Raw genomic sequence first — 23523 nt, 5'->3', positions numbered from 1 at the left:
AATGATGAAATTTAAACTTCATAAATTTGAAATGGTTGGTATTGAAGGTGAAGCCTATGTTCACTTCGTAATTGAAAGAAAAGGCGAAATACTTGAAAATACTGTGCCGTTATTAAAACAAAATAAAGAAGATGTGTTATTCATTAAATCAATCTATCCGCTAATAACTTCGAAATTAACACAGCAAGAAGGTGAAATAAATGATGAAATTTGGAATGTTTAACTCCATTAATGGAGATAGAAGATATAAAGCAGAGGATTTCGCTCGGTATTTTGCAACGTTTATTGGTAATGGTATTTTTGTTAAACCTTCTGATTGCTTACAAATTAAAGCAAATGGAGATTCAATGAGTGTAATTGTTCGCCCAGGTAAAGCGTGGGTCAATGGTTATTATTTAATTAATGATGAGGATTATAATTTAGCTCTTTCCACTGGAGATACAACACTTAATCGTATTGATCGTATTGTCATTCGATTAGATTTTATTCAAAGAAAGATGAGTGTGGAGGTCAAGAAAGGTGTGCTATCTGCTTCACCTGTTGCACCAACATTAAAGCGTGATGCAGATGCCTATGAGTTAGCATTAGCAGATGTTTATATTGCAAAAGGTGCTCTAACAATTAATCAAGCTACTATTACAGATACGCGATTAAATAATAACTTATGTGGTCTCATGCATGGTGTTGTTGACCAAGTAGATACTACGACAATCTTTAATCAGTACCAACAATGGTTTGATGATTATTCAGTTACAAAAGCATCTGAATTTTTAACATGGCAAACAAATGTAACCACAGCTTTAGAAGCTTGGATTGACGCACAGGAACAAGATTTCACAGCATGGAGACAAGCAGAGGAGCAACTTTATTATGCGTGGCTAGAAGGACGTAAGAATGGTTTCGATGCATGGTTTGAAACTGTAAAAGGAAAGTTGAGCGAGGATGCTGCGGGTAATTTATTTAATATGATTGAAGACCATAAACATGCGCGTTTGCCACATTTTCAAATTGATGTAGTGACAGGTAAAAAATATGCAACGGGCTGGATTATCGAAGATGGTAAACTATATTTCGAAGCAGAAGAGGTGAATAGCTAATGAAATTTCAAGTAGCGACAGAGCCTACACAATTAGAGATTAAAACTTTAATTGAATCATTAGAAGCCAATAATGGACTTTTAGTAGACAATGTTGGTAAAAAATATTTACCAGTTATGAACGATATATACGATTTTAGAACAATAGAAGGTGAAAATTCCCTAGCTCCACTTCAGGAATCGTTAAAAACAAAATTTCCGGATTTAGCATCTAGTATAAACGTGTCGGACATTATTCAGAAATACCACATCGAGAATAATATACATTTTATGTATTATAATAGTGGATATGACAGCTCTAGAAGTTTTAAATGCTGTCATGATTAGTAAGGACACTCCAAACTGGTTTGGAGCTACGGGAAACAATTTTATTGACGATAATTATATATATATTAGAGGCTATAATAAAGTTCAGCAGGTTGCCATTTTCGCAGTATTCAATAGATTCACATATGAATATATCAGAACCATTGGGTGGAACGGTGGTTCTGGAACTCTAGGCTCATACAGTACGCCATTTACTGGTGAAATGGTCAGATTTGGTCAATATTTTATGGCAGCTCTCGGAGACGCAAACGTGATTCAAGTTTGTAAAATAAATTATGACTCATTTGGGAAACCATCGAGTTTCTCTGGAATAGGTCAAACATATTATTATACTGGTAATGCTTCAGCTAACGCATTCTGGGGAGACGATAACGATAATGTGTATGTTCTGTGGACAATAAGTACTAATTCGTTTGGTATGGAGAGAAAGAAATTCGACAGGTCTAACGGTAAGTTAACATTAGTCGCATCTAACAATTTGACAAATGTAACTGTTCCGAGTATAAGGTCGTTATGGTGTGTTAAATATAAATTTGATAATAAAAATTTAATATTGATAGCTTTCGGAAATGGTTCGTCATCGAATAGTATGGTTATAAATTACGATGATTTAACCGTTCATCAATATGTTAATGGAGCAGTTTTAATGAAATATCCGTTGTTCGATTATCAAAACAAAAATCTTATGTACATTCAACCTTATACTATCACAGGCTATCAAATTGACGGAAACGGATACGATATATTACAGGAATATCGACTTATTGACGGGAAGTGGAAAGGGTCGAATATATGCGTTCCTGCCATTAAATATATGAATCAAAATGATTTTGGTAGAACATTATATGCTGGAGACCAATACGGGTATATACGAGATGGTAAAGTATATGTTACAGCATTTAGTAGACACTTTAGATTGCTAACTAAATCCAATATTATATCTCATTATAAGGAGGTGCTTAAATGATTGGTTATGCACACCATAATGGCGATGGCTCGTACGCGTTATTCTTCGATATTAATAACGTTCCCGAATGGATGCGTCCTAAAATTGAAGAAATGACGGTTCCAGAAGGTTCTGGTATTCTACGAAAAAAAGAGGATGGTTCTTTCTATTATGAACCTTTCCCATCTGATAAAGAACCACCAATCATTGAGCAGCCAACAGAGCCTGAGCAAACTGAAACACTCGAAGAAAAAATAAGTAGGCTATTTACAGTTACAGAACAAAACAATCTAATTACTGTCGATGCTGTATTAGGTGTTTATGAAGAACTAATTGCATTGCGTGAAGAAGTAGCTGCATTAAAAGGAACATCCAACAATGCTTAGAGCACTGTTGTTAAAAATAAAATTAAAACTAAAATTGGAGGTCTGCAAAATGATAGATGGATATGTATTATTAATTGCAAACACAGACAAAACAGGCTCAACGATTGAACGTGTGCCAGCGAAATTAAAAGCTCCAGTACTTACAAAACTAGAGGCTTTAGGGTTAGATGGTTATGGTAATCCAATTGAAGAAGTGTTAGAGAAAACGCAAGCATAAGCTTAGCGTTATTTTTATTGTCTAAATTAGAAGGAAAACATTACCTTTTGTCGAATAATAAAGATGAAAGGGGGGATTAATAATGTTTAAGCAAAAGGAGTATGCCTTTAACCTTCATTCGGGGATTTATCAATTTCAAGTACCTTTTTATTTGGCAACTTTAGTACCCGGAGAAGATGGTATTGTACCAGTAAGTTACTGTGATGTAGAAATGCATATTGGATCAAAAAATCTTGATGATGATACGATTGCAACAATTTTAATTAGTACAAAGAAGGAATATCAAAGCCCAACTAATTTTATTGAACAGGTAATATCGGTAATCTATGATAATTATTTACCTATTGCTATTATTGGAGACAATGCACATAAATTCATTCGATGGGTTCAAAGAGAACATTATCCGCAAGAAATATTCTCTGAATTAGAAGTTAAATATAGCTCAAAGGGTAAAATAGTGGGTATGGCTTTCGGCGGGAAATTGAAAGATAATGACTTTATTCTTCAAAATCATAAACTGCCAAAATACTAAATTGATTTTTATTTAAACTAAAAGGGATACGTTAATAGACGTGTCCTTTTTATTATGCAGAAAAGGAAGTGTTGTAATGGAATTAACAGCTATCGTAGGTGTTCTAAGTGCGTTGTTTGGAATGCTTTTCACATATCTTGCATTTTTGAAAAACAGAGATAAAGACGTACAACAAAGTGCTGCCGAATCTGCCGTTATTAGTACAAAATTAGATTCAATTAATAACGGTGTGGAAAATATACGAGTTGATATGAAAGTCGAACAAAAGGCACGTATGGACTTATCAGAACGTGTTACACGCGTTGAAGAATCGAGTAAGCAAGCGCACAAACGAATTGATGAATTGGGGGATAAAGTGTATGAAAATTAATTGGAAAGTACGTTTACAACATAAACAATTTTGGGTGTCATTAATCGCATTGTTACTTGTGCTCGCTAATCAAATAGCGGGCATTTTTTATGTAGATATTACAATTTACAACGATCAAATTACAGCTATTTCAGAGACTGTATTAAGTATTTTAGGATTGCTTGGTATTATCATTGATCCAACAACAAGCGGTGTTTCTGATAGTGAGAGAGCAATGAATTATGACAAGCCAAAGGATGGTGTACAGTAATGGTGACAGTACGTAAAAAGCTAGTATCTGATGCACAGGCAGCTAAAGTTACAAATGGTAAAGGAAATACTAAAAGAAAAGTAGTTATACATGGTACTGACAATTATCGAACAGGTGCTGACGCTGATGCTCATGCTCGCTTACAAGCAAATGGTAACAGTCGCTCTGCTTCATGGCATTGGCAAGTAGATGATAAAGAAGCGGTACAATCCTTTGAACATACATGGAAATGCTGGGCTGCTGGAACAGCGAAAGGCAATACAGAGGGTATACATGTAGAAATGTGTGTGAATAGTGATGCCAACTATAGAAAAACAGTGGAAAATACCGCAGAGTTAGTTGCTAAGATATTAAAAGATGAGGGACTTGCTATTACTGATGTTGTTCAGCACAATTATTACAGTGGTAAAAACTGTCCTCGTGAAATCCGTGCAGGTAATGTTACTTGGGCTGTCTTCTTACAAATGGTTAAAAACGCTGGTGCTATAAAACAACCAAAACCAATCGCAGACAACAATAAGTATCGTATTTTAACAGGCACATACAGTACTTTGCAGGCTGCTGAAAATGCTTTGGATGTGTTAAAACATCGTTTCGGGTGGGTGGCTTATATTGAGCAAGATGATTCGGAATGGCGTATTAAATCAGGAACGTTTACTGGCATGGATGCTGCACAAGCTGGAGCAAATAAAATTAAAGCAGCTAAACTTGCACAAGTTGCAAACATTATAGCTGCATAACAGTAAAGCCCAGCGCTCAATTAATTTTGAGTCTGGGCTTTTTTTGTTTGTGATTATTGTTTTACTTCAAAATCTTGTCTACCTAATTCTTTACCTTCAATCCCTTGGGTTGCAACTAGTGTTACGGGTGTTTCTAAATCGTCTAATTCATAGGCGATTGCATTTTCAACTGTTCCATCTTTTTTAATCACTTCTAGTTGCGTATTTAAAAATTTATCGTCAGGTAACATGCCAACTTCTAATTCATTCACAGAATTAGGATTGTTATCTTGGATTGCTGTAAAGACGACTGTCCAAGCAGTTGTAGGATCAATCTCTTTATCACTTAGATTTGTTGTATTATACCATATAGCAATTACAGGTTTTTCACCGTATTCATTTCCTTTTTCTCCAACAGGAATTATTTTTGTTTGAGTAATGTTAACCTTTAAATCGACTAATTTAGCTTCACCATCTTTAAAGTAAACATCCTCATTTTTTTCTTCTTTTTCTGAACTATCAGCAGTTACAGGTGTTTGAGATTCCTCTTTGTTTGGTTCTTCTTTAGCTTTTTCTTCTCCACATCCTGCTAATCCTAAACTTAAAACTAACGCTGCACTAAAAATTAATTTTTTCACTATATAATTCCTCCCTCTGTATTTCCATTTTAGGTAATTAAGAGTAAAAAGTACAGATGAAAAAGAGAAACGTGATCTTTAAAATAATTTTTTAATTGTTCGTTTTAAAGATGGTTTGCGCTTTTTCTTAATTAATGGCTTAGGTTTCTTAATCTTTATAGGTTTAACTCCGATAGCTTCATACATTGCTTTTTTAGCTTGTTTCTTTAGTTGACGTTTCTTTTTACTAATTAGTTGTTTAAACATGGTTACCCTCCTAATAGATGATTAACAAACAGGAATACTAATAACAAATAGATAAAATGTAAAGGATTCACAAGTAAGTATACGCTTTTAAAGAATACCATGTGCAATAAAAAGTAAGACTATTAATCGTTATTAAAAATAGCCTTACAATGCACAAAAAATAAAAATGCACAATTTATGCACAAGGTTGTGCATAAATGCTGATTTATCAATACTTATAGGGTATATATTTACCCCGACCACCGGTATCATCACGTACATATACGTTACGTTTAGTAAGATTAGAAAGCTCACAAACCTTGATAGAAAAGGGTTTGTGAGCTTTTTCCATTTCTTGGGTTACGATAAGAATCGAAATCTTTTTACACATATTTTACACACAGGCAGGTTCATTTTACACAAGCTGCAATCCGAGAAAATGTGATTGATAAATGAGAGCAAACTAAAAAAGCTCATGTTTGAAAAATAAACATGGGCTTTTTTAATTGGATTTAATTTGTACATTGTGAGGTGTTAATTGTTATTCTCCTGATACATTTCTGTAAAAGTATCGATTGCCAATTGATCGTTCTCTTCAATTGTTTCTTTTAAATGATGTGCATAAGTTCAAGCGAAGCTATAATACTACTTGGAGGTAATAGGGGTACTGGTGAATACGTTTAGAACCAAGAAAATAGTAATACAAACCAAAGCGATGGTTTGTATTACTAATGTTAGTATGCTTCACCTTTTAAAATTATTGAACGCGAGCAAATCCAAATCCTGAAGCGTAGTCATCACCTATAGCAGCTCCATAACCACCTTTAATATCTACTGATTGTGCTCTCGCTTGTAAGTTAGAACGTAGTTGCGTGTTAGACAATGACGGATTTTCAGCCCAAATTTTTGCTGCTAAACCAGAGACATGAGGAGTAGCCATTGATGTGCCGCTAATTGTATTATAACCGCCATTATACCATGTAGAATAAACGGATGAGCCAGGAGCTGAGATTTCAATATCACCTTCCTGGATTACATAATCTCCAGCTGTAGATATATAACCACGTGAAGAGTAATCAGCTACACGATAAGTCCCATTTTGTTGTACATTTTCTAAAGCTGCAACGGCGATTGCATTTGGTAATGCCCCCGGATAACCAATTGTTCCTTGCGCATAGCCTGAATTACCAGCTGCAGCTACTATTAGAACTCCTTTACTATATGCGTAATTGACAGCACTTGAAATGAGGCTATTATTCGCTGAAGAACCTAGAGACATACTAATAATAGTTTTGGTACCAGTAGCTGTTGCTTGATCTGCTGCATGTCGAATAGCAGCAGCAATATCATCTGAGTATCCAGAACCGCTATCTAATAACACTTTGTAAGCCCAAAGATCAGCATTTGGAGCTACACCGTAAACGCCTGCTTGATCGCTTCCACCATCAGCTAAGGCCGTACCAGCAACATGTGTACCATGTCCGTTTCTGTCTGTACAGCTGTTGTTAATGGGTGTTGTCGCACCTGTAAAGTCTTTACATTGCTCTACGTTATTGACAAGGTCAGGATGAGAAGTATTTACACCCGTATCGAGTACAGCAATATTAATGTCACTTCCTCCAGTTGTAGATGTTAAAGTATCATTGTTATAAATTGCTTTAATTCCCCAAGGTATTTGTTGAGAAGCTCTTAAAGAAGTTACCAAATCTAGGGTTTCATTTTCTACCATACTATCGTCTTCCAAACCTATCGTATCTAATGTAACGATAGGAACTTTTGTAACTGTGTAATTTTTATTTTTCTGTAATGCTTCGAATTGTTTTTCATTCATATCAGTTGAAAATCCGTTCTCTGTTAATTCCCAACGAACAGAATATTGATTTTTTAATGTTGATTTTTCTGATTTTTTGTTTGTCTCAACATAAACACGGAATTTCTCCTGACCACCGTCGTTTCCTGAGCTATCTTCGCTATTCATCGCTGTTGCGTACACCGGATTTATTACTGATCCTGCAATCAAAAGACTTAGCAACGTACTTTTCATTTTTTTCATTCATTCCATCCCCTTTTCAAATGTAAGTTATAGTATTACAATTTGAATCTACCATAATTTAGGTTTTTTGATTATTGGGAAAATTATGATTATAATAAATGTAAAATATAGTCATTCTATACGGGAGGTTATGAAAATGAAGATAGGTTCATTAATTAAGTACTATCGTACAAAGCTAGGAATGACACAGAATTCAGTGGCGATGGGGATTTGCTCGATTCCTCATTTAAGTAAAATTGAGAATAATAATAAAGAAGCAAATAGCGAGACAATACGTCTACTGCTAGAACGATTAAATATTAGTATTCACGATGTAGAGAATAACGAACAAAATATTATTTGTCTATTAAATGATTTACAAAAACATATAAATTACCTAGAGAATGAGAAAGTAAAAGAGACAATGAGCAGATTAAAAGAATATGAAGAAATAATAGGTTTTACAGAATCTATTTATTTATATGAACTTTATAAGTTACGTTATTATGTGTTTGTTAAAGAGCATAAATTAGCAGACAATCAATTAAGATGGCTAAATGCCCACCGACAAAATTTTTCCCAACATGAAAGGTATTTACATTCATATTATTATGCATTAGTTTTAATTACAAAAGGTAAATATGAGGAAGCAGCTAAAGAACTAACTCAAATACTTCAAATACATCCAGAACTAGGATCACTAGAAGGAGAGTTTTACTATCATTTCGCTTTAATAAAAGGGCGGTTAGAAGAACCAAGCCAAGCAATTATTTATGGGAAAAAAGCTCTTCAATTCTATAAGGACCAATTTAATTTTAAAAGAATTGTTTATACATTAATGTCTCTGGCACTCAACTACTCTCGAGGAAAAGTGTTTCATGAAGCAATCGAAATCTATGAACATTTAGTGAGAAATGTGGAGCTATTACAGCAACAGCAGCTATTACCTGCTATATATCACAATTTGGGGGATTTGTACCAAATGAGATGGGAATATGAAAATGCATTAATTTACTTTGAAAAAAGCGCTTCTTTAATGTCAAAGAACTGTGATCATTATCTGCTTTGCTTATATAATTTAGGTGTTACACAATTTCGCTTAGAACAAACGGAAAAAAGTATAAAAACCTTTACTATTCTAAAGGAAGAAGCAAAAAATAAGAAAAAAATAAGTTTTAATTTATTTGCTACTTTTTATTTATATTTGCTAGGAGAAGAAAAAAAGAAAGCAATGGATTTTTTAGAAGGGAGGTTAATTCCATTTACAGCAGATAATGAAGAATTAAAAGAATTGCACCAACAATTCTCTAATTTATTGGGAGAGTATTATCGACAAGAAAAGCAGTTTGAGAAAGCTATGCAATTTATTGAAATCTAAAGGAGAGTGTGAATATGAAGAAAAATGTTGGATTATCAATCTTAATACTGAGTGCTGCAGTAATAATTATATCTGTTCCAATTCATCCACCAGTTTTATAAAAGGCAAGAGTGGTAGAAGGTAGTGGCTCTATCTTATGATTGAGGAACAGTGTTTTTCAAACTCGAAATGTGAGGCACTTCACAACCAAAAAATTGCCATTTTCTTGGATAAGATAAACGTAGCAGCATGTACTTTTCTAGGCTTTATATTGAGCCTCAGCGGGCATAATTCTCGCATTAAAGATTTAGCAACCGGGATTAAACGCCAATTGCCTTAGGGCTAAAAAATTGCATATGTATTAAGGTTCTCATTAATTTGAGAACTCTTTTTTATTTTATAAGGAATCGTCTTATTACAAGAGGTAGTTAAACATCAAGGGGGATTATAAGAATTAAATGCAACCCATATTGAAATGGTGTGAAAAATTACAAGATTAGCGGATATTGCAAATCCATATTTTTTCATTTTACTCCGAAACAAGAATTTCGTTTTATGGTATAATATATTTCAAATGTTTATTTAGGTATATTATGTATAAAAAAGATATTTCTACTAAATGCTTGTGGAAGTAGTTTCGTAGAAGGCGAATAGGGAATGGCGTTGATGAAGTAAATAAACCCTCTTACTAATAAGGGAAGCTAGAGTGATAATTTGCTAGGCTTTGATTTATATAAAAACTACAAAACTTAAATGACCTATTAACCCCCCTTGCAACGTATTGCAGGGGCGTTTTGCTATGTACACGATTAGAAGTGTAAATGTATAAAGACTTGGGTATATGGACACTAATGCAAGGCAACTCTTCAAAACAGCTTTTAGTTAATATTTATTTTACTTGATGAATAGGATAACGAAGATGGAAGTAAATATAGGGGGAAAAGTATGAAAAAAATAAGTAAGATGTTGATTGTAGTTTTAATTTTAGGGTTACTCCAGATTCAGCCTGTTTATGCAGCTAGTTTTAAAGATGTATCTTCGGACAATACGTTAAGTACGGAAATAGATTATTTAGTAGAGCGTGGGATTATTAAAGGGTATCCTAATGGCACTTTTAAGCCAAATGAGTATGTCACAAGGGCACAGGTAGCTGTTATGATAACACGTGCGTTAGCTTTAAAAACAACGAATGTAAAAAATCCGAAGTATCAAGATGTATCGACATCTCATATTTACTATAAGGAGATTGCTGCGACACAAAATGCTGGAATATTTGATGCAGCTAAAAAGTTTAATCCAAACGGTACGTTGACGAGAGCAGATATGGCTATTGTTTTGCAACGAGCTTTTAAATTAAAGGGAACGACGAGCCCATATTACTTTACAGATGTTACAGAAAAGACACCGGGCTATAAAGAAATTTTAGCGGTAGCGAACAATAATATTACGAGCGGTTATCAAGATGGCTCATTTAAACCAAAATTGCCATTAACAAGAGCCCATTTTTCAGCATTCGTAGCTCGTGCATTAACTCTTTCAAATCCTAATTTATTAAAGGACCCTGCCTATACCTATACTTATGCCTATTATTCACCTGATGATGGTCTAAGATATACATTAAATTATCAATATAGTCATAATGATAATAAAAATGATGTTTGGACAATTACGAATATGACTAATAATAAGCCGTTTTATGATGAATTATTATATTATGATGGCTCAGTATATGCGCAAGCAATCGCTCAGGAGTATAGCTCACATTACGATTTTTATATAGGGCTCCCACTAAGAATAGGCGTGATAGTTCATGAAGACGATGAACGTCCTGTAAACGGCAATCGCATTACCGTCCAAACGACGGATGGAACAGTTCGAGCAGGTGGTGTTAACTATAAAAATGTAGCAATATTAGAAGAAAGCTTTAAATATATTGATGTAGTGAAGACATATTATTTTGTAGATGGTATTGGCTTAGTTAAGGAACTTCACAATGGGGAAGTTGTTTATGAGTTACTAAAACGAACAGCAAATTAAAGATTGAAAAGGATGCATTGAAAAATGCATCCTTTTTTAAGTAAGCGATATATGAAAAAAACGTTTAAGGGCTTGTAGCCATTCTTTATCGGTATGTGTTGTATAAGTTGTTAATGATTGCCCTTCGTATATCCGAAATTCATTATTGAACATCGTATGTCGACCAGTAGGGGTGCGAATCATGGCGATTTTATTCTTTTGTTGAGAAAGACGTGGTGCAAAATTGGCATCGTTCCCGTTATCTGTGAAGTTGTACAGTAGGCGCCAATTGTGTGATGTTTGCTCATACAGCATCCAACCGTACGTGTCATGCCATTCAATTTTGTAAAGCTCATTGCCCTCGCGATGTTCGTGATGCGCAATTAAAGGTACTGGTTTACACGGAGCTAAAGCACCTACACCTACGTCCGAGATATAAGTTATGCCGTCAAATTGAACGAGAAGTAGCTGGTGCATGGGAACTTCTTCAATCGGTGTACTATCATCCGTATTACGCCAAAATTGCGCATAGCGATTTGTTACAGAAAAACCGAGCTCTCGTAGTAGCCAGCTATATAGAATGTTAAGTTCAAAGCAATTGCCTCCGCGTTGTTGAACAATAATTTTTTGAAAAATATCTGGGATAGCAAAGGAAATGTCACGTTTCAAAGCAACATCTAAATTTTCATAGGGAATGGTATGTAGATGTTTCGTTTGTAATTGACCAAGTAGCTTTAAAGACGGCTCTAAAGATCCTTGAAATTGAATGAATTTTAAATATTGTTGAATTTGAGCATTCATAAAATCGCCTCACTTCCTTATTAATTAACATAACCGAAATAGCACTAGAATACACGTGAAAAATAGAGAAAGAAAATAATAGAAATAGAGCTAAATAACTTGTAAAATTAATATATTCACTACTAGTTCGTAATGAATTTCCCATTTTTAGTTAAAAATAACGTTTCTAAAGGTAGGTATATAAATGAAGAATGAAATAAAATGGATTGAAGTAAATTCATATGATGAAATGAGTAACGTAGCTGCACATATTTTTACTGAGCAATTACAAGCAAAACCAGCTAGCATACTAGGGCTTGCAACAGGGGGTTCACCAGTTGGGATGTATAAGGAATTAGTTAAGCGTCAACAAGCTGGTGATATTTCTTTCAAGGAAGTTACAACATTTAATCTAGATGAATATGTGGGCTTAGAACAAAATAGCCCAGCAAGCTACTGGACGTTCATGCATGAAAATTTATTTAATCATGTGGATATTAACGAAGAAAAGATACATTTACCAAACGGCAAGGCAACTGATTTAGAAGCCGAGTGTGTGGCATATGATGCGCAAATTGCCGAAGCAGGTGGTATCGATTTACAGTTGCTTGGAATAGGGGTTAATGGACATATAGGTTTTAATGAGCCTGGTACATCATTTGATTCACTGACAAATATTGTAGAGCTGACAGAATCAACACGAACTGAAAATGCTATTTATTTTGACAATCCAGAAGATGTTCCTACTCATGCTATTACAATGGGTATTCAATCTATCATGAATGCAAGGGCGATTGTGCTCATCGCATTTGGTGAAAAAAAATTAGAAGCAATTGAAAAATTAAAAGGTGGAGAAGTGACTGAAGCTTTCCCAGCTAGCAGATTATTAAATCATTCAAATGTAACGATTATTTACGGCGGTACAAAATAAAAGAAACAAGCGTAGACTCCTTTTTTGAAGTCTACGCTTATTTTATTTTTTACTTGATAATAGGACACCTGCAACGACGGCAAGACCGCCGATAATTTGAAAAATATGTAGTTGCTCATCTAAAAAAAGCACGGCAAAAATAGAGGCAAAGACCGGAATAAAGTTTAAATAAATACCTGCTTTATTCGCGCCAAGTTGTACGACCCCATGATTCCAGCATAGAAATGCTACAATAGAAGCAAAAATACCTACATATAGAATAGCGGCAATCGTTGACCAGTGCCAGTGTATAGCGTTGGGCATTGTTGTGATTTCGTATAGGTAAAATGGCAAGAGCATGACAGCACCAATAAAGATTGTGACAAGAAATGTTGACTGTCCTGGTAAACGACCCGCGTAATGTTTTACAAGAAGGGAATAAATACTCCAACAGAAAACGGCGACGACAACAATTAAGTCCCCTTTATTGAACGTAAAATCGACTAAGCTTGCAAACGAACCCCCTGAAATAATAAAAAGGACACCACTCAGTGATAGTGCAGTTCCAAGAATTTGGAATGACGAGAGTTTTTCCTTCAAAAAAATAAAGGATAGTATGTAAATCATGATGGGTGTCGAAGAATTCATCAACGATGCATTGATCGAAGTTGTATAGTGGAGAGCAATATAGACGAGCGTATTAAAAGCTGCCACACCAGTAAAGGCTAGTATAAGGACAATTTTCCAATGTTCTTTAAGCATGTGCCACTCTCGTTTTACGCTACGATATGCAATCGGTAAAAATACGATAAAGGCGACACACCAACGAAGAAAAGCCAATGTAAGGGGTGGGATATTGCCACTCACGGCTCGGCCAATGACAAAATTACCACCCCATAGAACGGTAGCAAGTAATAATAACGCATATGGTGGGATTTTCATGAAGCGATAACTCCTTTTAATTTAAAATACTAATGTCAATTATAGGCATTAAGGGAGTGAATAATCAATGCTACATGTACCCATATGCTAGAATGAGAGAAAGAATAGGAGGAAGTAAAGTGATAAGTACAGTAGCACATTTAAAAAAAGGGGATACAGTTGGCATTGTATGTTTGTCCAGTCTAGTTGAGCCAGAGAAATTAGGAAATGCTTTAGCCTTTTTAGATGAGCTGGGTCTCCGCTATAAAATAGGGGATACGATAACGGCAAAACATGATTATTTAGCAGGTAGTGATGACGTAAGACTTGCAGACTTTCATGCTATGGTTCAAGATCCTGACGTAAAGGCCATCTTTTGCGTAAAGGGTGGCTATGGCTCTGCTCGTATTGCTGGAAAGATTGATTATGAGTTGCTAGCGGAAAATCCAAAAATTTTCTGGGGCTTTTCTGATCTTACCTATTTGCATTGTGCTATTAATGAGTATGCAAATATCGTGACGTTTCATGGACCGATGCTAATGGCTGCCAATAACATGGATGAGTTATCGAAAAAAATGTTTTTACAGCTGTTTTCTCCGATTGAAATACAGTATACAGAGGCTATTTCTCCATTAACTGTAGTTGCCCCTGGTTTTGCACGTGGACCAATTATTGGTGGTAATTTACGCCGTATAGTTAGCACTTTAGGCACAAAATTTGAGGTTCGGACTGAAGGCAGAATATTATTAATAGAAGATATTGCAGAGACAATTCCACGTATTGATTCGATGTTGCAACAGTTAAAACAAGCTAGAAAGCTGGAACAATTAGCGGGGGTAGTAATTGGTTCCTTTACAGAAACAGGAGCAAGTGATGAGGCTCTTCTAATGTTAATGCAAGAATATTTTGGTGATTTAGAAATACCTGTTGTAGCTGGTTTTAAAATAGGGCATGAAACGAAGAATATTGCCATCCCATTAGGGGTCGATGCCATTTTAGATGCACAAGAAAAAGTGCTTCGAATTTTACCAGGCGTTCATTAAATGTTTGAATTGATAGAATTGTGTGGGTGACTGGCACTCGAGCAATATGAAAGCCGCAACTCTCGCTACACGCGATTTGTTGTGGCTAATGTTTTGTGCGTAAAATTGTGTGGGTGACTGGCACTTCTTAGTAAGGTTCGGCATCGTGGCCTTTATCGACTGCGTCTTTTGGTGCATTATCACCGTTAATGTTACCAAGAGGCTTTGCAGACGAAGCGTTTTGCTGCGCCTTTTGTAAACCTTCTTTTAGTAAGCGTCCATATTCCTCATCTGCTTCAGCAGCCAATGCAATCATCGCCTCTTGGATAGCTGTATTACATGCGGATAAATCCCGAATTAAATTTGCTAGTAATTCGTCACGTTCCCATTGTTCAAAATTACGATAAGTTTCACCAGCTTGCTTCGTATTACTTTGGCGATCAATGGATTCGCGCACTAAATTACCTTCAATATATGGTGTGTATTCTTTCGCCGTTTGGGTAGCTTCTTTTAAACCATTTAACATTGATGGCTCATAATTAATATGTGGATTTTGTCCTGGTGCTAAATCTCGTTTATACATCATTTGCCCACCGTTTTGGTTGGTCGCCACTCGTTTTTTCGGCGCATTGATTGGTAATTGTAAATAGTTGGCGCCCACTCGATGACGTTGCGTATCAGAATAAGAGAAAGTACGCCCTTGGAGCATTTTATCGTCTGAGAAATCCAATCCATCAACCAGGACACCTGTGCCGAAAGTTGCTTGTTCTACCTCGGCAAAATAGTCTTCAGGGTTTTTATTTAACACCATTTTTCCGACTGGATACCAAGGAAACTTGTCATTCGGCCATAGCTTCGTATCATCCAGTGGGTCAAAATCAAGCTCAGGATGAGGGCCATCCTCCATTATTTGTACATTTAACTCCCATTCAGGATAATCCCCACGTTTAATAGCATCATATAAGTCTTGTGTAGCATGGTTGAAATTCTTTTGTTGAATTTCTTCTGCTTCTTTTTGTGTTAAGTTTTTAATGCCTTGTAATGGCTCCCAATGGTACTTCACAAGGACTGCTTTGCCCTCACTATTTACCCATTTATACGTATTGACACCAGAACCTTGCATCATGCGATAGTTGGCAGGGATACCCCAAGGTGAATAAATAAAAGTGACCATATGGAAGGATTCTGGAGAACTTGCACAGAAATCAAAGAAGCGCTCGACGTCTTGAATATTTGTAATAGGATCTGGCTTAAAAGCATGAATCATATCTGGAAATTTCATGGCATCACGGATAAAGAAGATTTTTAGGTTATTTCCAACTAAATCCCAGTTTCCGTCTTCTGTATAAAACTTGACAGCAAAGCCGCGTGGATCACGTAATGTTTCCGGTGAATGTCCACCATGAATAACCGTAGAGAAGCGGACGAAAACAGGTGTTTGTTTGCCTTTATCCTGAAATACTTTTGCTCTTGTATAGTTAGAAATAGGCTCATCTCCAACAACTCCATATGTTTCGAAGTAGCCATGTGCTCCAGCCCCACGAGCATGTACAACACGTTCAGGAACTCTTTCTCGGTCAAAGTGGCTTATTTTTTCAAGGAAATCATAATTTTCAAGAGTTGCTGGCCCTCGATTACCGACTGTTCGTAAATTTTGATTGTTGGTAACCGGATGACCTTGGCGATTGGTTAATGTATCATCTTTTTCATGAGAATGGTTCATTACTATTGCTCCTTCCAATTGTACTAAACAAAGTTTGTCCAATTGATTAGCAAAATAGACATAAAAAAACTCTCTTACACACAAGGTGTAAGAGAGTTTCGGATGGCGTTTTCCAATTCATCTGATTGAGTTTTTTCATGCCATTGCCAATAGTTGGTGATAGGTCATCGGTCATAAAGTAACTGGTCACATGTCATTGGTTGATCTAAGTTGTAAGTCTACATTAAAGTAGTTTTGAAAACAGCACATCCGACTCGGTTTGGAGTCTCACCGCCCCGAGTTTAGAAATAGCGAGAATCGTCAAATTGTATTTCAACGCTATAGTTTTTGGCATTAATCAAATTAGAGAGCTTATGTGCATCCTTTTCTAGTTGAAGTGAACGTTCACGGTATGCATCTGGCTCGAACATAGCAATTTCATATAACATTGTACCTTCACCATAGCCCATACGTACAGTTTCTTTTTCATGTGTGCCCAAGTGTTTACAAAGTTCAGCTTCAGCGCGAAGTTGTGAAGCCAGTTCAATTGCCTCTACAAGTGCAAGTTGCTCACCTTTAAAGTCTACTTTGTTCTGAATATTCGCCTCATAGACAAGTCGATCTAATGTGCGTATATCAAGGCGTACTTGTGCTAGCTCACTTTCAATAACAGCCATTGCACGATTACTCGTTTTAGGAGCTTGTCCTTTTTCAACAGTGACAAAAGAACTGCGATGTAATTCATTAATAAGTTCTTGAACCTTCTTTGCTAAAATGCTTTTTAGTTTAACTGCTTCTGCAAGATTAATCATGAAAACACTTCCTTTTATAGTGTAGTAGATGGTGTTGCATTCGTTAAAAGAGCAATTTGATAGTCTCCACCATGAATTTGGTTGAACATTTTTCCCGCAGAGGCAAGAAGCTTTTGCGCATCCTCAGTGGCAAGGGAAGGGCGAAGGTAGAAAATATGGAGCGCTTCAGTTGTTCCCTCAGAGACAGCTGTACGTTGTGAATCAACGAATGGTGAACCAAAAGGCCCTTCCTCGTCTCGACTAAAGAGAATATGATTGAGCGTATTGAAGCGCCCATTTAACCCTTCGTAGCCCGTTTCTTCATTGCCAAGTGCAATTTCTATGTTTCCTTTAAGGTGTGCTATATCATAAATGCCAACTGGAATTTCGTATTGTAGGGAGAAAAAATTATTTAAATCGACACCAGAATGCAACGGTGTTAAATAGTTTTGCTTACTTACTCGACGCATTAAGCTTTCAGCCGAGTGACGATAACGGTTCGGATCAGCGCCAAGTTGTTTCCAAAGTTGTCGCCATTCTGCAATACCTTCACGTTCAGTTACAGGTTGATCTTGCATTTCTAAATAGAGGTTTTCCTGATATAATTGCAGGCGACCTTTAATCATTTGGGGCGATTCTGCTACGACAATTTTGGTATAATGAATAATGCCGATTTTCAGCTCTGGAAGTTGCGTTAACAACGATGGATTAAGTGAGACTTCCATAAAAAATCACCTACTTTATTTGTTTCTATTATTATATCATGTAAGGAGTTGGAAATAAAATGAACATACATGACCTACAACGAGAATTTGTGGCGTATGCAATGTCCATTGGCGTTGATAAGATTGGCTTCACAACGGCAGCTCCCTTTACAGAATTAAAAAATAGACTGCGTCGCCAGCAGGAGCTTGGTTTCCAATCAGGTTTTGAAGAGAGCGATATTGAAAAACGTACGGAGCCACTTCAATTATTAGAAGGTGCAGAAAGTATTGTTGCTATAGCTGTCGCATACCCTTCGAAGATGAAGGACGCACCTACTGGTAAAAAGGGGGCTCGACGTGGGATATTTTGCAGAGCTTCTTGGGGCGTCGATTACCATACAGCATTACGACAGCGTTTAGCATTATTAAAAGCTTGGCTGGAAGAGCGAGTGAGCAATGTCCGTATTGAATCAATGGTTGATACAGGTGCGCTTGTAGATAGGGCGGTGGCGGAGCGTGCAGGTATTGGCTGGAGCGGGAAAAACTGCTCGATTATAACACCAGAGTTTGGTTCATATGTTTATTTGGGCGAGTTAGTGACAAATATTCCATTTGCACCGGACAAGCCAATGGAGGACGAGTGTGGCGAGTGCCGTTTATGTTTGGATGTTTGTCCAACAGGTGCGTTAATCGAAGGGGGACAACTCAATTCACAGCGTTGCATTGCCTTTTTAACGCAAACGAAAGGTTACCTCCCAGATGAATTTCGCTCACATATAGGAAACCGGCTATATGGCTGTGATACTTGTCAAACAGTCTGTCCAAAAAATAAAGGCAAAATCAATTGGATACATGAGGAATTTAAACCCGATCCAGAGCTTGCAAAACCCTTATTAACACCACTTTTAACGATTTCTAATCGGGAATTTAAAACAAAGTTTGGTCATGTTTCAGGCTCATGGCGTGGGAAAAAGCCCATTCAACGCAATGCTATATTGGCGCTAGCGCATTTTAAAGAGGAAGCGGCAGTACCTGATTTAATCGAGCTTCTCGAAAAAGATGAGCGACCCGTTATTCGAGGGACAGCAGCGTGGGCATTGGGGAAGATTGGTGGAGAGCAGGCGGAAAACGCTTTACTCGCTGCGCAGGATCAAGAACAAGATGAGGAAGTCCTCGTGGAAATAAACAAAGGTTTACAATTTTTTAGCTAAGGAAGTGTTTCGTTATGCCATTGCATATCGTCTTATATCAACCAGAAATACCAGCAAATACAGGCAATATTGCACGTACTTGTGCTGGTACGAATACCTCACTCCATTTAATACGGCCGCTTGGCTTTTCAACCGACGATAAAATGCTAAAACGTGCTGGCTTAGATTATTGGCATAGTGTCAACGTGGTGTACCACGATTCCCTTGAGGATTTTTTAGAAGCATCAAAAAATGGGGATGTCTATTTAATTGAAACGTATAGTGAAGAACCGTTTACTACGCATGATTTTAGTGACAAAGATCGGGATATTTACTTTATGTTTGGAAAAGAAACGACAGGCTTGCCAAAGGATTTTGCCTATGAGCGCAAAGAAATGTGTTTACGTATTCCTCAAAGTGAGCATGTGCGTTCACTAAATTTATCGAATACAGCCGCAATCGTTATATACGAGGCTCTACGACAACAGGGCTATCCAGGTTTACACTAATAACAAGCGAAGGACAAAAAAGCGTTCGATTCATTCGAACGCTTTTTGTTATGCCGTTGATGCCCCGTTTTGCATGGAAATTGTGTTAGTGCCTGGCACCACTTTTACTCTTTGAGTGCTTTATTGACTGCTGGCATAATATGAGTGCCAAGTAGCTCAATAGATTTCGCTACCTGCTTGAATGGTACTGCGCCAATATCAAGCTGTGCCATAAAACGTGAATGACCGAATATTTCATGCTGCATTAATATTTTTTCAATAATTTCATTTGGACTACCAACAAATAGCGCGTTCTGACCAGCTGTCATATTGTCAAAGCCTTCTTTAGATAAATAATAGCGCATACCACGTTGTGCATTAACATAGTGCCAATAATTTGAGTAATGTGGATAAAATTCATCCTTAGCCTGCGCTAAATTTTCAGCAAAGTATGCGTGCCCTGAAACAGTGATTTTTGCTTTCTTCGCATCGTGTCCTGCTGTGAGCAATGCTTCGCGGTAAACATCAACTAAATGTTTGAATCGTCTTGGATCCCCGCCTAAAATGGCTAAGTTTAGGCCTACGCCATAACGACCCGCACGACTAGCACTTTCAGGCGTTCCACCCACACCGATATGAATGGGGATTTCACGACTAGCACGTGGTGCAATGTCAGCATGTTGAAGCGGTTTGCGATGGCTGCCACTCCACGTTACACGCTCTTCACGGTTTAACTTTAACAGTAAAGCTAAATGTTCCTCAAATAGTGCATCATAATCATCTACATCATAACCAAACAACGGGAACGATTCGATAAATGCACCGCGTCCAGCAACAATTTCTGCACGACCATTTGACAGTAAATCTAGTGTTGCAAAATCTTCGTATAGTCGCACTGGATCGACCGTACTAAGTACAGTCGTCGTACTTATTAATTGAATGTTTTTTGTCCGCTGAGAAAGTGCAGATAATACGACTGGTACGGCTGAAACAGCATAATCTAAACGATGATGTTCTCCCACACCAAATACGTGAAGACCGGCTTCATCTGCAAGCTGTCCGTATTGCATTACTTCATCGAGGCGTTCTTTAGCAGTTGGCATATAGCCATTCACCGGATTTTGACCGATATCTGCCAATGTGTAAATACCAAATTCCATGAGAAAGCCTCCTTAAAATTTCAGTAAAATAACATTACCAGCAGGATCTTCTGTTTGGAAACCACCATCAATAGCAGTAACAGGCGCTCCTAATTGTTGCAAGTTTGCTTTTAATGTATTTGCCTGCTCTTCATTATCTAGACGCAGTGTAAAAGATTTTAGACCAATTTGATTTTCTCCAAGCTTTGGTGCCCCTTCAGAATACCAAGTATTTAAACCGATATGATGGTGGTAACGACCAGTAGAAATAAATAATGCTTGCTCACCATAACGAGTGACAATGTCAAAGCCCAAGCCCTTTGTATAGAACGTTTCGGCTGCAACTAAGCTTGAAACCGATAAATGAATATGTCCCATAACCGTATTAGCAGGTAAACCATGCCATTGTCCATCAGCTTCTGCCAATATAGAAGGAATATTAAGCGGCTCAGTTACCATATGCACTTGGTCTGAGCGCCAAGTCCAGTCACTTTCAGGACGATCTACATAAATTTCAATACCATTTTCATCTGGATCACGTAAATAAAGTGCTTCACTTACATCATGATCAGAGGCACCAAAGTAAACACCTGATTGACGGAAATGCGTAATGATATTAGCTAAATCACGGCGTGTAGGTAATAGTAGCGCAAAGTGATAAAGACCGCTTGTTGAGCTCGTTTTTTGTTCAATTGTTGCCAGTTGAACAATTGTAAGCAGTGCTGTTTTACCGTCAGCGGTTAAGGTAGCTCGATTCGCTTCTTGCTGTAAAACTTTAAAGCCAATAATGTCTTGATAGTATGTTAATGATCGTTGTAAATCACTTACTTTAACTTCAACATTTGTGACATATGTGTTCGGTTTTTCATGAAAATGCATGGTAGTATTCCTCCAATATTTTAGTTATGATTGATTATCAAGTTACTTATTGTAAGTAAGTATATTTTATAAAGTGGAGGAAGTCAAGTAGTTAAATTGGTCGAAAAAAAGAAGTAACCGCAATGGCTACTTCTTTAAAATAAGAAAATCACTAAGTATTAAAATATACTTAGTGATTTTCTTGGAGTATTATTTGTCCGCTTTGTAGTCGCCTTCGTACCCAGCAGTGAAAATAGCAGCTAGGAAAGCAACAGTTACACCAATAATTAATAATAACTTCATGGAAGAACCCTCCTCATGTTTATAAGCAATCTCTTTTTAGTATAGCCTATCTATTATAAAAATGAAACGACCTTGCTGAATAAAATATGTCAGAAATGGTTCAGACTTTAATATTTCGGGAAAACTATAATAGAGGTGATAAAAATGGAAAAGAAGGTTCCCAATATAGAAAATGGGACAATGGCTAGAAATTTTAAAGAGTTGCAAGATCTCGGTAAACAAATGGAGCATTTACGAGACGGTCTTGAACTTGCAGAAGATGAACGCATTGCAGATCCAATTCAAGTAGATGATGAACCCGAAGACAAACAATAGGTGTAATATGGAATTTGATGTCTGCTTGAGTAAACGGGTGAGGTGAGTTACCCGCGAAAAAGAGGTAAATACCCGCGGAATGAGAGGGAATATCCGCGAAGCAGAGGTAAATACCCGCGAAGTAGAGGTAAATATCCGCGGAATGGGAGAGAATACCCGCGAAGCAGAGGTAAATCCCGCGATTGAAGTGAGTCCCCACGATAGAGGTGAGTTACCCGCGAAAAAGAGGTAAATACCCGCGAAGTAGAGGTAAATATCCGCGGAATGGGAGAGAATACCCGCGAAGCAGGAGTAAATCCCTCGGAATGAGAACAATCCTTGCGCACAGCAGAAAGAATTCGATAACAGAAACGAATGGTATTATTTTTAATCCAATTTTTTGTATAATGAAACTAGGAAAAGAAAGGGGCTGATGTTTTTGAATATACAATCAACAAAAACGTTAACAAATGGTATTGAAATGCCTCGCTTTGGTCTAGGCGTATACAAAATGACTGAACGTGATGAAACATTACAGGCGATTGATAAGGCATTAAAAGTGGGTTATCGTGCAATTGATACTGCTTCGTTATATGGTAATGAGGTGGAAGTGGGTGAGGCGATTCGTTATTCAGGCATTAAGCGCGAGGATATTTTTGTCACAACAAAGGTTTGGAATACGGACCAAGGTTATGATGCAACGCTACGTGCCTTTGAAGTGTCACTAAAAAATTTAAATATGGATTATTTAGATCTATATTTAACGCATTGGGCAGTGCCTGAAACATTTGAAGAAACATACAGAGCTATTGAGCGTTTGTATGACGAGAAGTTAATACGAGCAACAGGTGTGTCGAATCACCATGAACATCATTTACAAAAACTATTATCAAAAGCCAATATCGCGCCAATGGTCAATCAGGTTGAATTACACCCATACTTACAACAAGAGGCATTAAAGGCATTTTGTGCAGAGCATGGAATTGCAGTCACAGCATGGTCACCACTAGGGCGTGGGGGTGTGCTTGATAATCCTACTATTCTTGAAATCGCTCAAGAATTAGGGAAGTCAGCTGCACAAGTCGTGCTTCGTTGGCATTTACAAAAGGACACGTTAATTATTCCAAAATCCGTGACACCAAGTCGTATTGAGGAAAATGCACAAATATACGATTTTGAATTAACGCAGGATCAGATGGATCAAATGACAACATTAAATCGCAATCATCGTTTTGGCCAAGATCCAGATAATTTCAAATTTAATTTTTAACTATAGAAAATCCCGCTATCAAACTAGTTGAAGCGGGATT

At 36.9% G+C, this 23523-nt stretch carries 28 protein-coding genes; 18 read left to right on the top strand and 10 right to left on the bottom strand.

The window, feature by feature from the left end:
- The first annotated feature begins 1 nt into the window (after position 1).
- The 10 genes from I5435_RS19285 to I5435_RS19240 all read left to right on the top strand — a co-directional run bounded on the left by I5435_RS19285 (position 2) and on the right by I5435_RS19240 (position 4864).
- Positions 2-223: a hypothetical protein gene (locus I5435_RS19285; RefSeq protein WP_337982801.1), complete on the top strand. Its 222-nt coding sequence runs from the start codon at positions 2-4 to the stop codon at positions 221-223.
- Positions 201-1097 carry a hypothetical protein gene (locus I5435_RS19280; protein WP_337982800.1) on the top strand — a complete coding sequence of 299 codons (897 nt, stop codon included), beginning with the start codon at positions 201-203 and terminating at the stop codon, positions 1095-1097. Before I5435_RS19285 ends, I5435_RS19280 begins: the two co-directional genes overlap by 23 nt.
- On the top strand, positions 1097-1423 hold the full coding sequence (locus I5435_RS19275; RefSeq protein WP_337982799.1) for a hypothetical protein: 327 nt from the start codon (positions 1097-1099) through the stop codon (positions 1421-1423). The genes I5435_RS19280 and I5435_RS19275 overlap by 1 nt, the downstream gene beginning before the upstream one ends.
- Positions 1386-2390 carry a hypothetical protein gene (locus I5435_RS19270; RefSeq protein ID WP_337982798.1) on the top strand — a complete coding sequence of 335 codons (1005 nt, stop codon included), beginning with the start codon at positions 1386-1388 and terminating at the stop codon, positions 2388-2390. Before I5435_RS19275 ends, I5435_RS19270 begins: the two co-directional genes overlap by 38 nt.
- Positions 2387-2755 (top strand): hypothetical protein, encoded by a 369-nt coding sequence (locus I5435_RS19265; protein WP_337982797.1) that lies wholly within the window; start codon positions 2387-2389, stop codon positions 2753-2755. Before I5435_RS19270 ends, I5435_RS19265 begins: the two co-directional genes overlap by 4 nt.
- 49 nt (positions 2756-2804) lie before the next feature.
- Positions 2805-2972 carry a hypothetical protein gene (locus I5435_RS19260; protein ID WP_337982796.1) on the top strand — a complete coding sequence of 56 codons (168 nt, stop codon included), beginning with the start codon at positions 2805-2807 and terminating at the stop codon, positions 2970-2972.
- An 82-nt stretch (positions 2973-3054) separates the two neighbouring features.
- Positions 3055-3504: a hypothetical protein gene (locus tag I5435_RS19255; RefSeq protein ID WP_337982795.1), complete on the top strand. Its 450-nt coding sequence runs from the start codon at positions 3055-3057 to the stop codon at positions 3502-3504.
- 76 nt (positions 3505-3580) lie between these two features.
- A complete protein-coding gene (locus I5435_RS19250; RefSeq protein ID WP_029747502.1) occupies positions 3581-3874 on the top strand; it encodes a hypothetical protein in 294 nt (97 codons plus the stop codon).
- Positions 3864-4124 carry a phage holin gene (locus tag I5435_RS19245; RefSeq protein WP_337982794.1) on the top strand — a complete coding sequence of 87 codons (261 nt, stop codon included), beginning with the start codon at positions 3864-3866 and terminating at the stop codon, positions 4122-4124. The genes I5435_RS19250 and I5435_RS19245 overlap by 11 nt, the downstream gene beginning before the upstream one ends.
- The gene (locus I5435_RS19240; protein ID WP_337982793.1) at positions 4124-4864 is read left to right on the top strand and encodes a peptidoglycan recognition protein family protein; all 741 of its coding nucleotides are present in this window, start codon (positions 4124-4126) and stop codon (positions 4862-4864) included. The genes I5435_RS19245 and I5435_RS19240 overlap by 1 nt, the downstream gene beginning before the upstream one ends.
- A 53-nt stretch (positions 4865-4917) precedes the next feature.
- On the opposite strand, the gene I5435_RS19235 is transcribed toward I5435_RS19240, so the two are convergent.
- The 3 genes from I5435_RS19235 to I5435_RS19225 form a co-directional block, all read right to left on the bottom strand.
- Positions 4918-5481 carry a DUF5067 domain-containing protein gene (locus I5435_RS19235; RefSeq protein WP_337982792.1) on the bottom strand — a complete coding sequence of 188 codons (564 nt, stop codon included), beginning with the start codon at positions 5479-5481 and terminating at the stop codon, positions 4918-4920.
- Positions 5482-5559: 78 nt separating this feature from the next.
- Positions 5560-5727, bottom strand: coding sequence for a hypothetical protein (locus tag I5435_RS19230; protein WP_158497906.1), 168 nt, complete (start codon positions 5725-5727; stop codon positions 5560-5562).
- A gap of 736 nt (positions 5728-6463) precedes the next feature.
- Entirely contained in the window at positions 6464-7759 is a 1296-nt protein-coding gene (locus tag I5435_RS19225; protein ID WP_108031334.1) for a S8 family peptidase, read from the bottom strand.
- A 136-nt stretch (positions 7760-7895) separates the two neighbouring features.
- Here I5435_RS19225 and I5435_RS19220 point away from each other — a divergent pair, with 136 nt between their 5' ends.
- Both I5435_RS19220 and I5435_RS19215 read left to right on the top strand, forming a co-directional pair.
- A complete protein-coding gene (locus I5435_RS19220; RefSeq protein ID WP_024362346.1) occupies positions 7896-9116 on the top strand; it encodes a helix-turn-helix domain-containing protein in 1221 nt (406 codons plus the stop codon).
- Between the two features lie 924 nt (positions 9117-10040).
- Complete coding sequence (locus I5435_RS19215; protein WP_337982791.1) at positions 10041-11132, top strand: S-layer homology domain-containing protein; 1092 nt, start codon at positions 10041-10043, stop codon at positions 11130-11132.
- A 36-nt stretch (positions 11133-11168) separates the two neighbouring features.
- Here the strand turns inward: I5435_RS19215 and I5435_RS19210 are convergent, their stop codons facing one another.
- Positions 11169-11912: an arylamine N-acetyltransferase family protein gene (locus I5435_RS19210; RefSeq protein WP_024362344.1), complete on the bottom strand. Its 744-nt coding sequence runs from the start codon at positions 11910-11912 to the stop codon at positions 11169-11171.
- Positions 11913-12108: 196 nt separating this feature from the next.
- On the opposite strand from I5435_RS19210, the gene nagB reads away from it, so the two are divergent.
- Positions 12109-12822 carry a glucosamine-6-phosphate deaminase gene (gene nagB, locus I5435_RS19205; protein WP_337983880.1) on the top strand — a complete coding sequence of 238 codons (714 nt, stop codon included), beginning with the start codon at positions 12109-12111 and terminating at the stop codon, positions 12820-12822.
- A gap of 42 nt (positions 12823-12864) precedes the next feature.
- Here the strand turns inward: nagB and I5435_RS19200 are convergent, their stop codons facing one another.
- Positions 12865-13743, bottom strand: a complete 879-nt coding sequence (locus I5435_RS19200) for a DMT family transporter (protein ID WP_337982790.1) — start codon at positions 13741-13743, stop codon at positions 12865-12867.
- Between the two features lie 119 nt (positions 13744-13862).
- Here I5435_RS19200 and I5435_RS19195 point away from each other — a divergent pair, with 119 nt between their 5' ends.
- Entirely contained in the window at positions 13863-14765 is a 903-nt protein-coding gene (locus tag I5435_RS19195; RefSeq protein WP_337982789.1) for a S66 peptidase family protein, read from the top strand.
- A gap of 127 nt (positions 14766-14892) precedes the next feature.
- Here I5435_RS19195 and I5435_RS19190 read toward each other — a convergent pair whose 3' ends face one another.
- From I5435_RS19190 to I5435_RS19180, 3 genes are all read right to left on the bottom strand, one after another.
- Positions 14893-16467, bottom strand: a complete 1575-nt coding sequence (locus I5435_RS19190; protein ID WP_024362340.1) for a catalase — start codon at positions 16465-16467, stop codon at positions 14893-14895.
- A 281-nt stretch (positions 16468-16748) separates the two neighbouring features.
- Positions 16749-17258, bottom strand: a complete 510-nt coding sequence (locus I5435_RS19185) for a hypothetical protein (RefSeq protein ID WP_024362339.1) — start codon at positions 17256-17258, stop codon at positions 16749-16751.
- A 14-nt stretch (positions 17259-17272) separates the two neighbouring features.
- Positions 17273-17962 (bottom strand): B3/B4 domain-containing protein, encoded by a 690-nt coding sequence (locus I5435_RS19180; protein ID WP_024362338.1) that lies wholly within the window; start codon positions 17960-17962, stop codon positions 17273-17275.
- 59 nt (positions 17963-18021) lie between these two features.
- Between I5435_RS19180 and queG the strand changes: the two genes are divergently transcribed.
- Together queG and trmL are read left to right on the top strand one after the other, a co-directional pair.
- Positions 18022-19152 carry a tRNA epoxyqueuosine(34) reductase QueG gene (queG, locus tag I5435_RS19175; RefSeq protein WP_024362337.1) on the top strand — a complete coding sequence of 377 codons (1131 nt, stop codon included), beginning with the start codon at positions 18022-18024 and terminating at the stop codon, positions 19150-19152.
- A 14-nt stretch (positions 19153-19166) separates the two neighbouring features.
- A complete protein-coding gene (trmL, locus tag I5435_RS19170) occupies positions 19167-19640 on the top strand; it encodes a tRNA (uridine(34)/cytosine(34)/5-carboxymethylaminomethyluridine(34)-2'-O)-methyltransferase TrmL (RefSeq protein WP_025220535.1) in 474 nt (157 codons plus the stop codon).
- A 104-nt stretch (positions 19641-19744) separates the two neighbouring features.
- Here the strand turns inward: trmL and I5435_RS19165 are convergent, their stop codons facing one another.
- Both I5435_RS19165 and I5435_RS19160 read right to left on the bottom strand, forming a co-directional pair.
- The gene (locus I5435_RS19165) at positions 19745-20779 is read right to left on the bottom strand and encodes an LLM class flavin-dependent oxidoreductase (protein WP_337982788.1); all 1035 of its coding nucleotides are present in this window, start codon (positions 20777-20779) and stop codon (positions 19745-19747) included.
- A 12-nt stretch (positions 20780-20791) separates the two neighbouring features.
- Positions 20792-21637, bottom strand: coding sequence for a VOC family protein (locus I5435_RS19160; protein ID WP_024362334.1), 846 nt, complete (start codon positions 21635-21637; stop codon positions 20792-20794).
- A 426-nt stretch (positions 21638-22063) separates the two neighbouring features.
- Between I5435_RS19160 and I5435_RS19155 the strand changes: the two genes are divergently transcribed.
- Positions 22064-22234, top strand: coding sequence for a hypothetical protein (locus tag I5435_RS19155; protein ID WP_162832714.1), 171 nt, complete (start codon positions 22064-22066; stop codon positions 22232-22234).
- Between the two features lie 418 nt (positions 22235-22652).
- Positions 22653-23483 (top strand): aldo/keto reductase, encoded by an 831-nt coding sequence (locus I5435_RS19150; RefSeq protein WP_305068871.1) that lies wholly within the window; start codon positions 22653-22655, stop codon positions 23481-23483.
- The last annotated feature ends 40 nt before the right edge of the window (positions 23484-23523 follow it).

Origin of the sequence: Lysinibacillus sp. C5.1 (assembly GCF_016350185.1) — a bacterium.
In the GTDB taxonomy this organism is placed as follows: domain Bacteria; phylum Bacillota; class Bacilli; order Bacillales_A; family Planococcaceae; genus Lysinibacillus; species Lysinibacillus sphaericus.
The sequence above is the reverse complement of the archived record's forward strand: the minus strand, read 5'-3'. Positions and strand labels throughout refer to the sequence as shown.

Coding starts and splice junctions, on each gene's coding strand:
- I5435_RS19285 (WP_337982801.1), top strand. CDS start 2: ATGATGAAATTTAAACTTCATAAATTTGAAATGGTTGGTATTGAAGGT.
- I5435_RS19280 (WP_337982800.1), top strand. CDS start 201: ATGATGAAATTTGGAATGTTTAACTCCATTAATGGAGATAGAAGATAT.
- I5435_RS19275 (WP_337982799.1), top strand. CDS start 1,097: ATGAAATTTCAAGTAGCGACAGAGCCTACACAATTAGAGATTAAAACT.
- I5435_RS19270 (WP_337982798.1), top strand. CDS start 1,386: ATGACAGCTCTAGAAGTTTTAAATGCTGTCATGATTAGTAAGGACACT.
- I5435_RS19265 (WP_337982797.1), top strand. CDS start 2,387: ATGATTGGTTATGCACACCATAATGGCGATGGCTCGTACGCGTTATTC.
- I5435_RS19260 (WP_337982796.1), top strand. CDS start 2,805: ATGATAGATGGATATGTATTATTAATTGCAAACACAGACAAAACAGGC.
- I5435_RS19255 (WP_337982795.1), top strand. CDS start 3,055: ATGTTTAAGCAAAAGGAGTATGCCTTTAACCTTCATTCGGGGATTTAT.
- I5435_RS19250 (WP_029747502.1), top strand. CDS start 3,581: ATGGAATTAACAGCTATCGTAGGTGTTCTAAGTGCGTTGTTTGGAATG.
- I5435_RS19245 (WP_337982794.1), top strand. CDS start 3,864: ATGAAAATTAATTGGAAAGTACGTTTACAACATAAACAATTTTGGGTG.
- I5435_RS19240 (WP_337982793.1), top strand. CDS start 4,124: ATGGTGACAGTACGTAAAAAGCTAGTATCTGATGCACAGGCAGCTAAA.
- I5435_RS19230 (WP_158497906.1), bottom strand. CDS start 5,727: ATGTTTAAACAACTAATTAGTAAAAAGAAACGTCAACTAAAGAAACAA.
- I5435_RS19225 (WP_108031334.1), bottom strand. CDS start 7,759: ATGAAAAAAATGAAAAGTACGTTGCTAAGTCTTTTGATTGCAGGATCA.
- I5435_RS19220 (WP_024362346.1), top strand. CDS start 7,896: ATGAAGATAGGTTCATTAATTAAGTACTATCGTACAAAGCTAGGAATG.
- I5435_RS19215 (WP_337982791.1), top strand. CDS start 10,041: ATGAAAAAAATAAGTAAGATGTTGATTGTAGTTTTAATTTTAGGGTTA.
- I5435_RS19210 (WP_024362344.1), bottom strand. CDS start 11,912: ATGAATGCTCAAATTCAACAATATTTAAAATTCATTCAATTTCAAGGA.
- I5435_RS19200 (WP_337982790.1), bottom strand. CDS start 13,743: ATGAAAATCCCACCATATGCGTTATTATTACTTGCTACCGTTCTATGG.
- I5435_RS19190 (WP_024362340.1), bottom strand. CDS start 16,467: ATGAACCATTCTCATGAAAAAGATGATACATTAACCAATCGCCAAGGT.
- I5435_RS19185 (WP_024362339.1), bottom strand. CDS start 17,258: ATGATTAATCTTGCAGAAGCAGTTAAACTAAAAAGCATTTTAGCAAAG.
- I5435_RS19180 (WP_024362338.1), bottom strand. CDS start 17,962: ATGGAAGTCTCACTTAATCCATCGTTGTTAACGCAACTTCCAGAGCTG.
- queG (WP_024362337.1), top strand. CDS start 18,022: ATGAACATACATGACCTACAACGAGAATTTGTGGCGTATGCAATGTCC.
- trmL (WP_025220535.1), top strand. CDS start 19,167: ATGCCATTGCATATCGTCTTATATCAACCAGAAATACCAGCAAATACA.
- I5435_RS19165 (WP_337982788.1), bottom strand. CDS start 20,779: ATGGAATTTGGTATTTACACATTGGCAGATATCGGTCAAAATCCGGTG.
- I5435_RS19160 (WP_024362334.1), bottom strand. CDS start 21,637: ATGCATTTTCATGAAAAACCGAACACATATGTCACAAATGTTGAAGTT.
- I5435_RS19155 (WP_162832714.1), top strand. CDS start 22,064: ATGGAAAAGAAGGTTCCCAATATAGAAAATGGGACAATGGCTAGAAAT.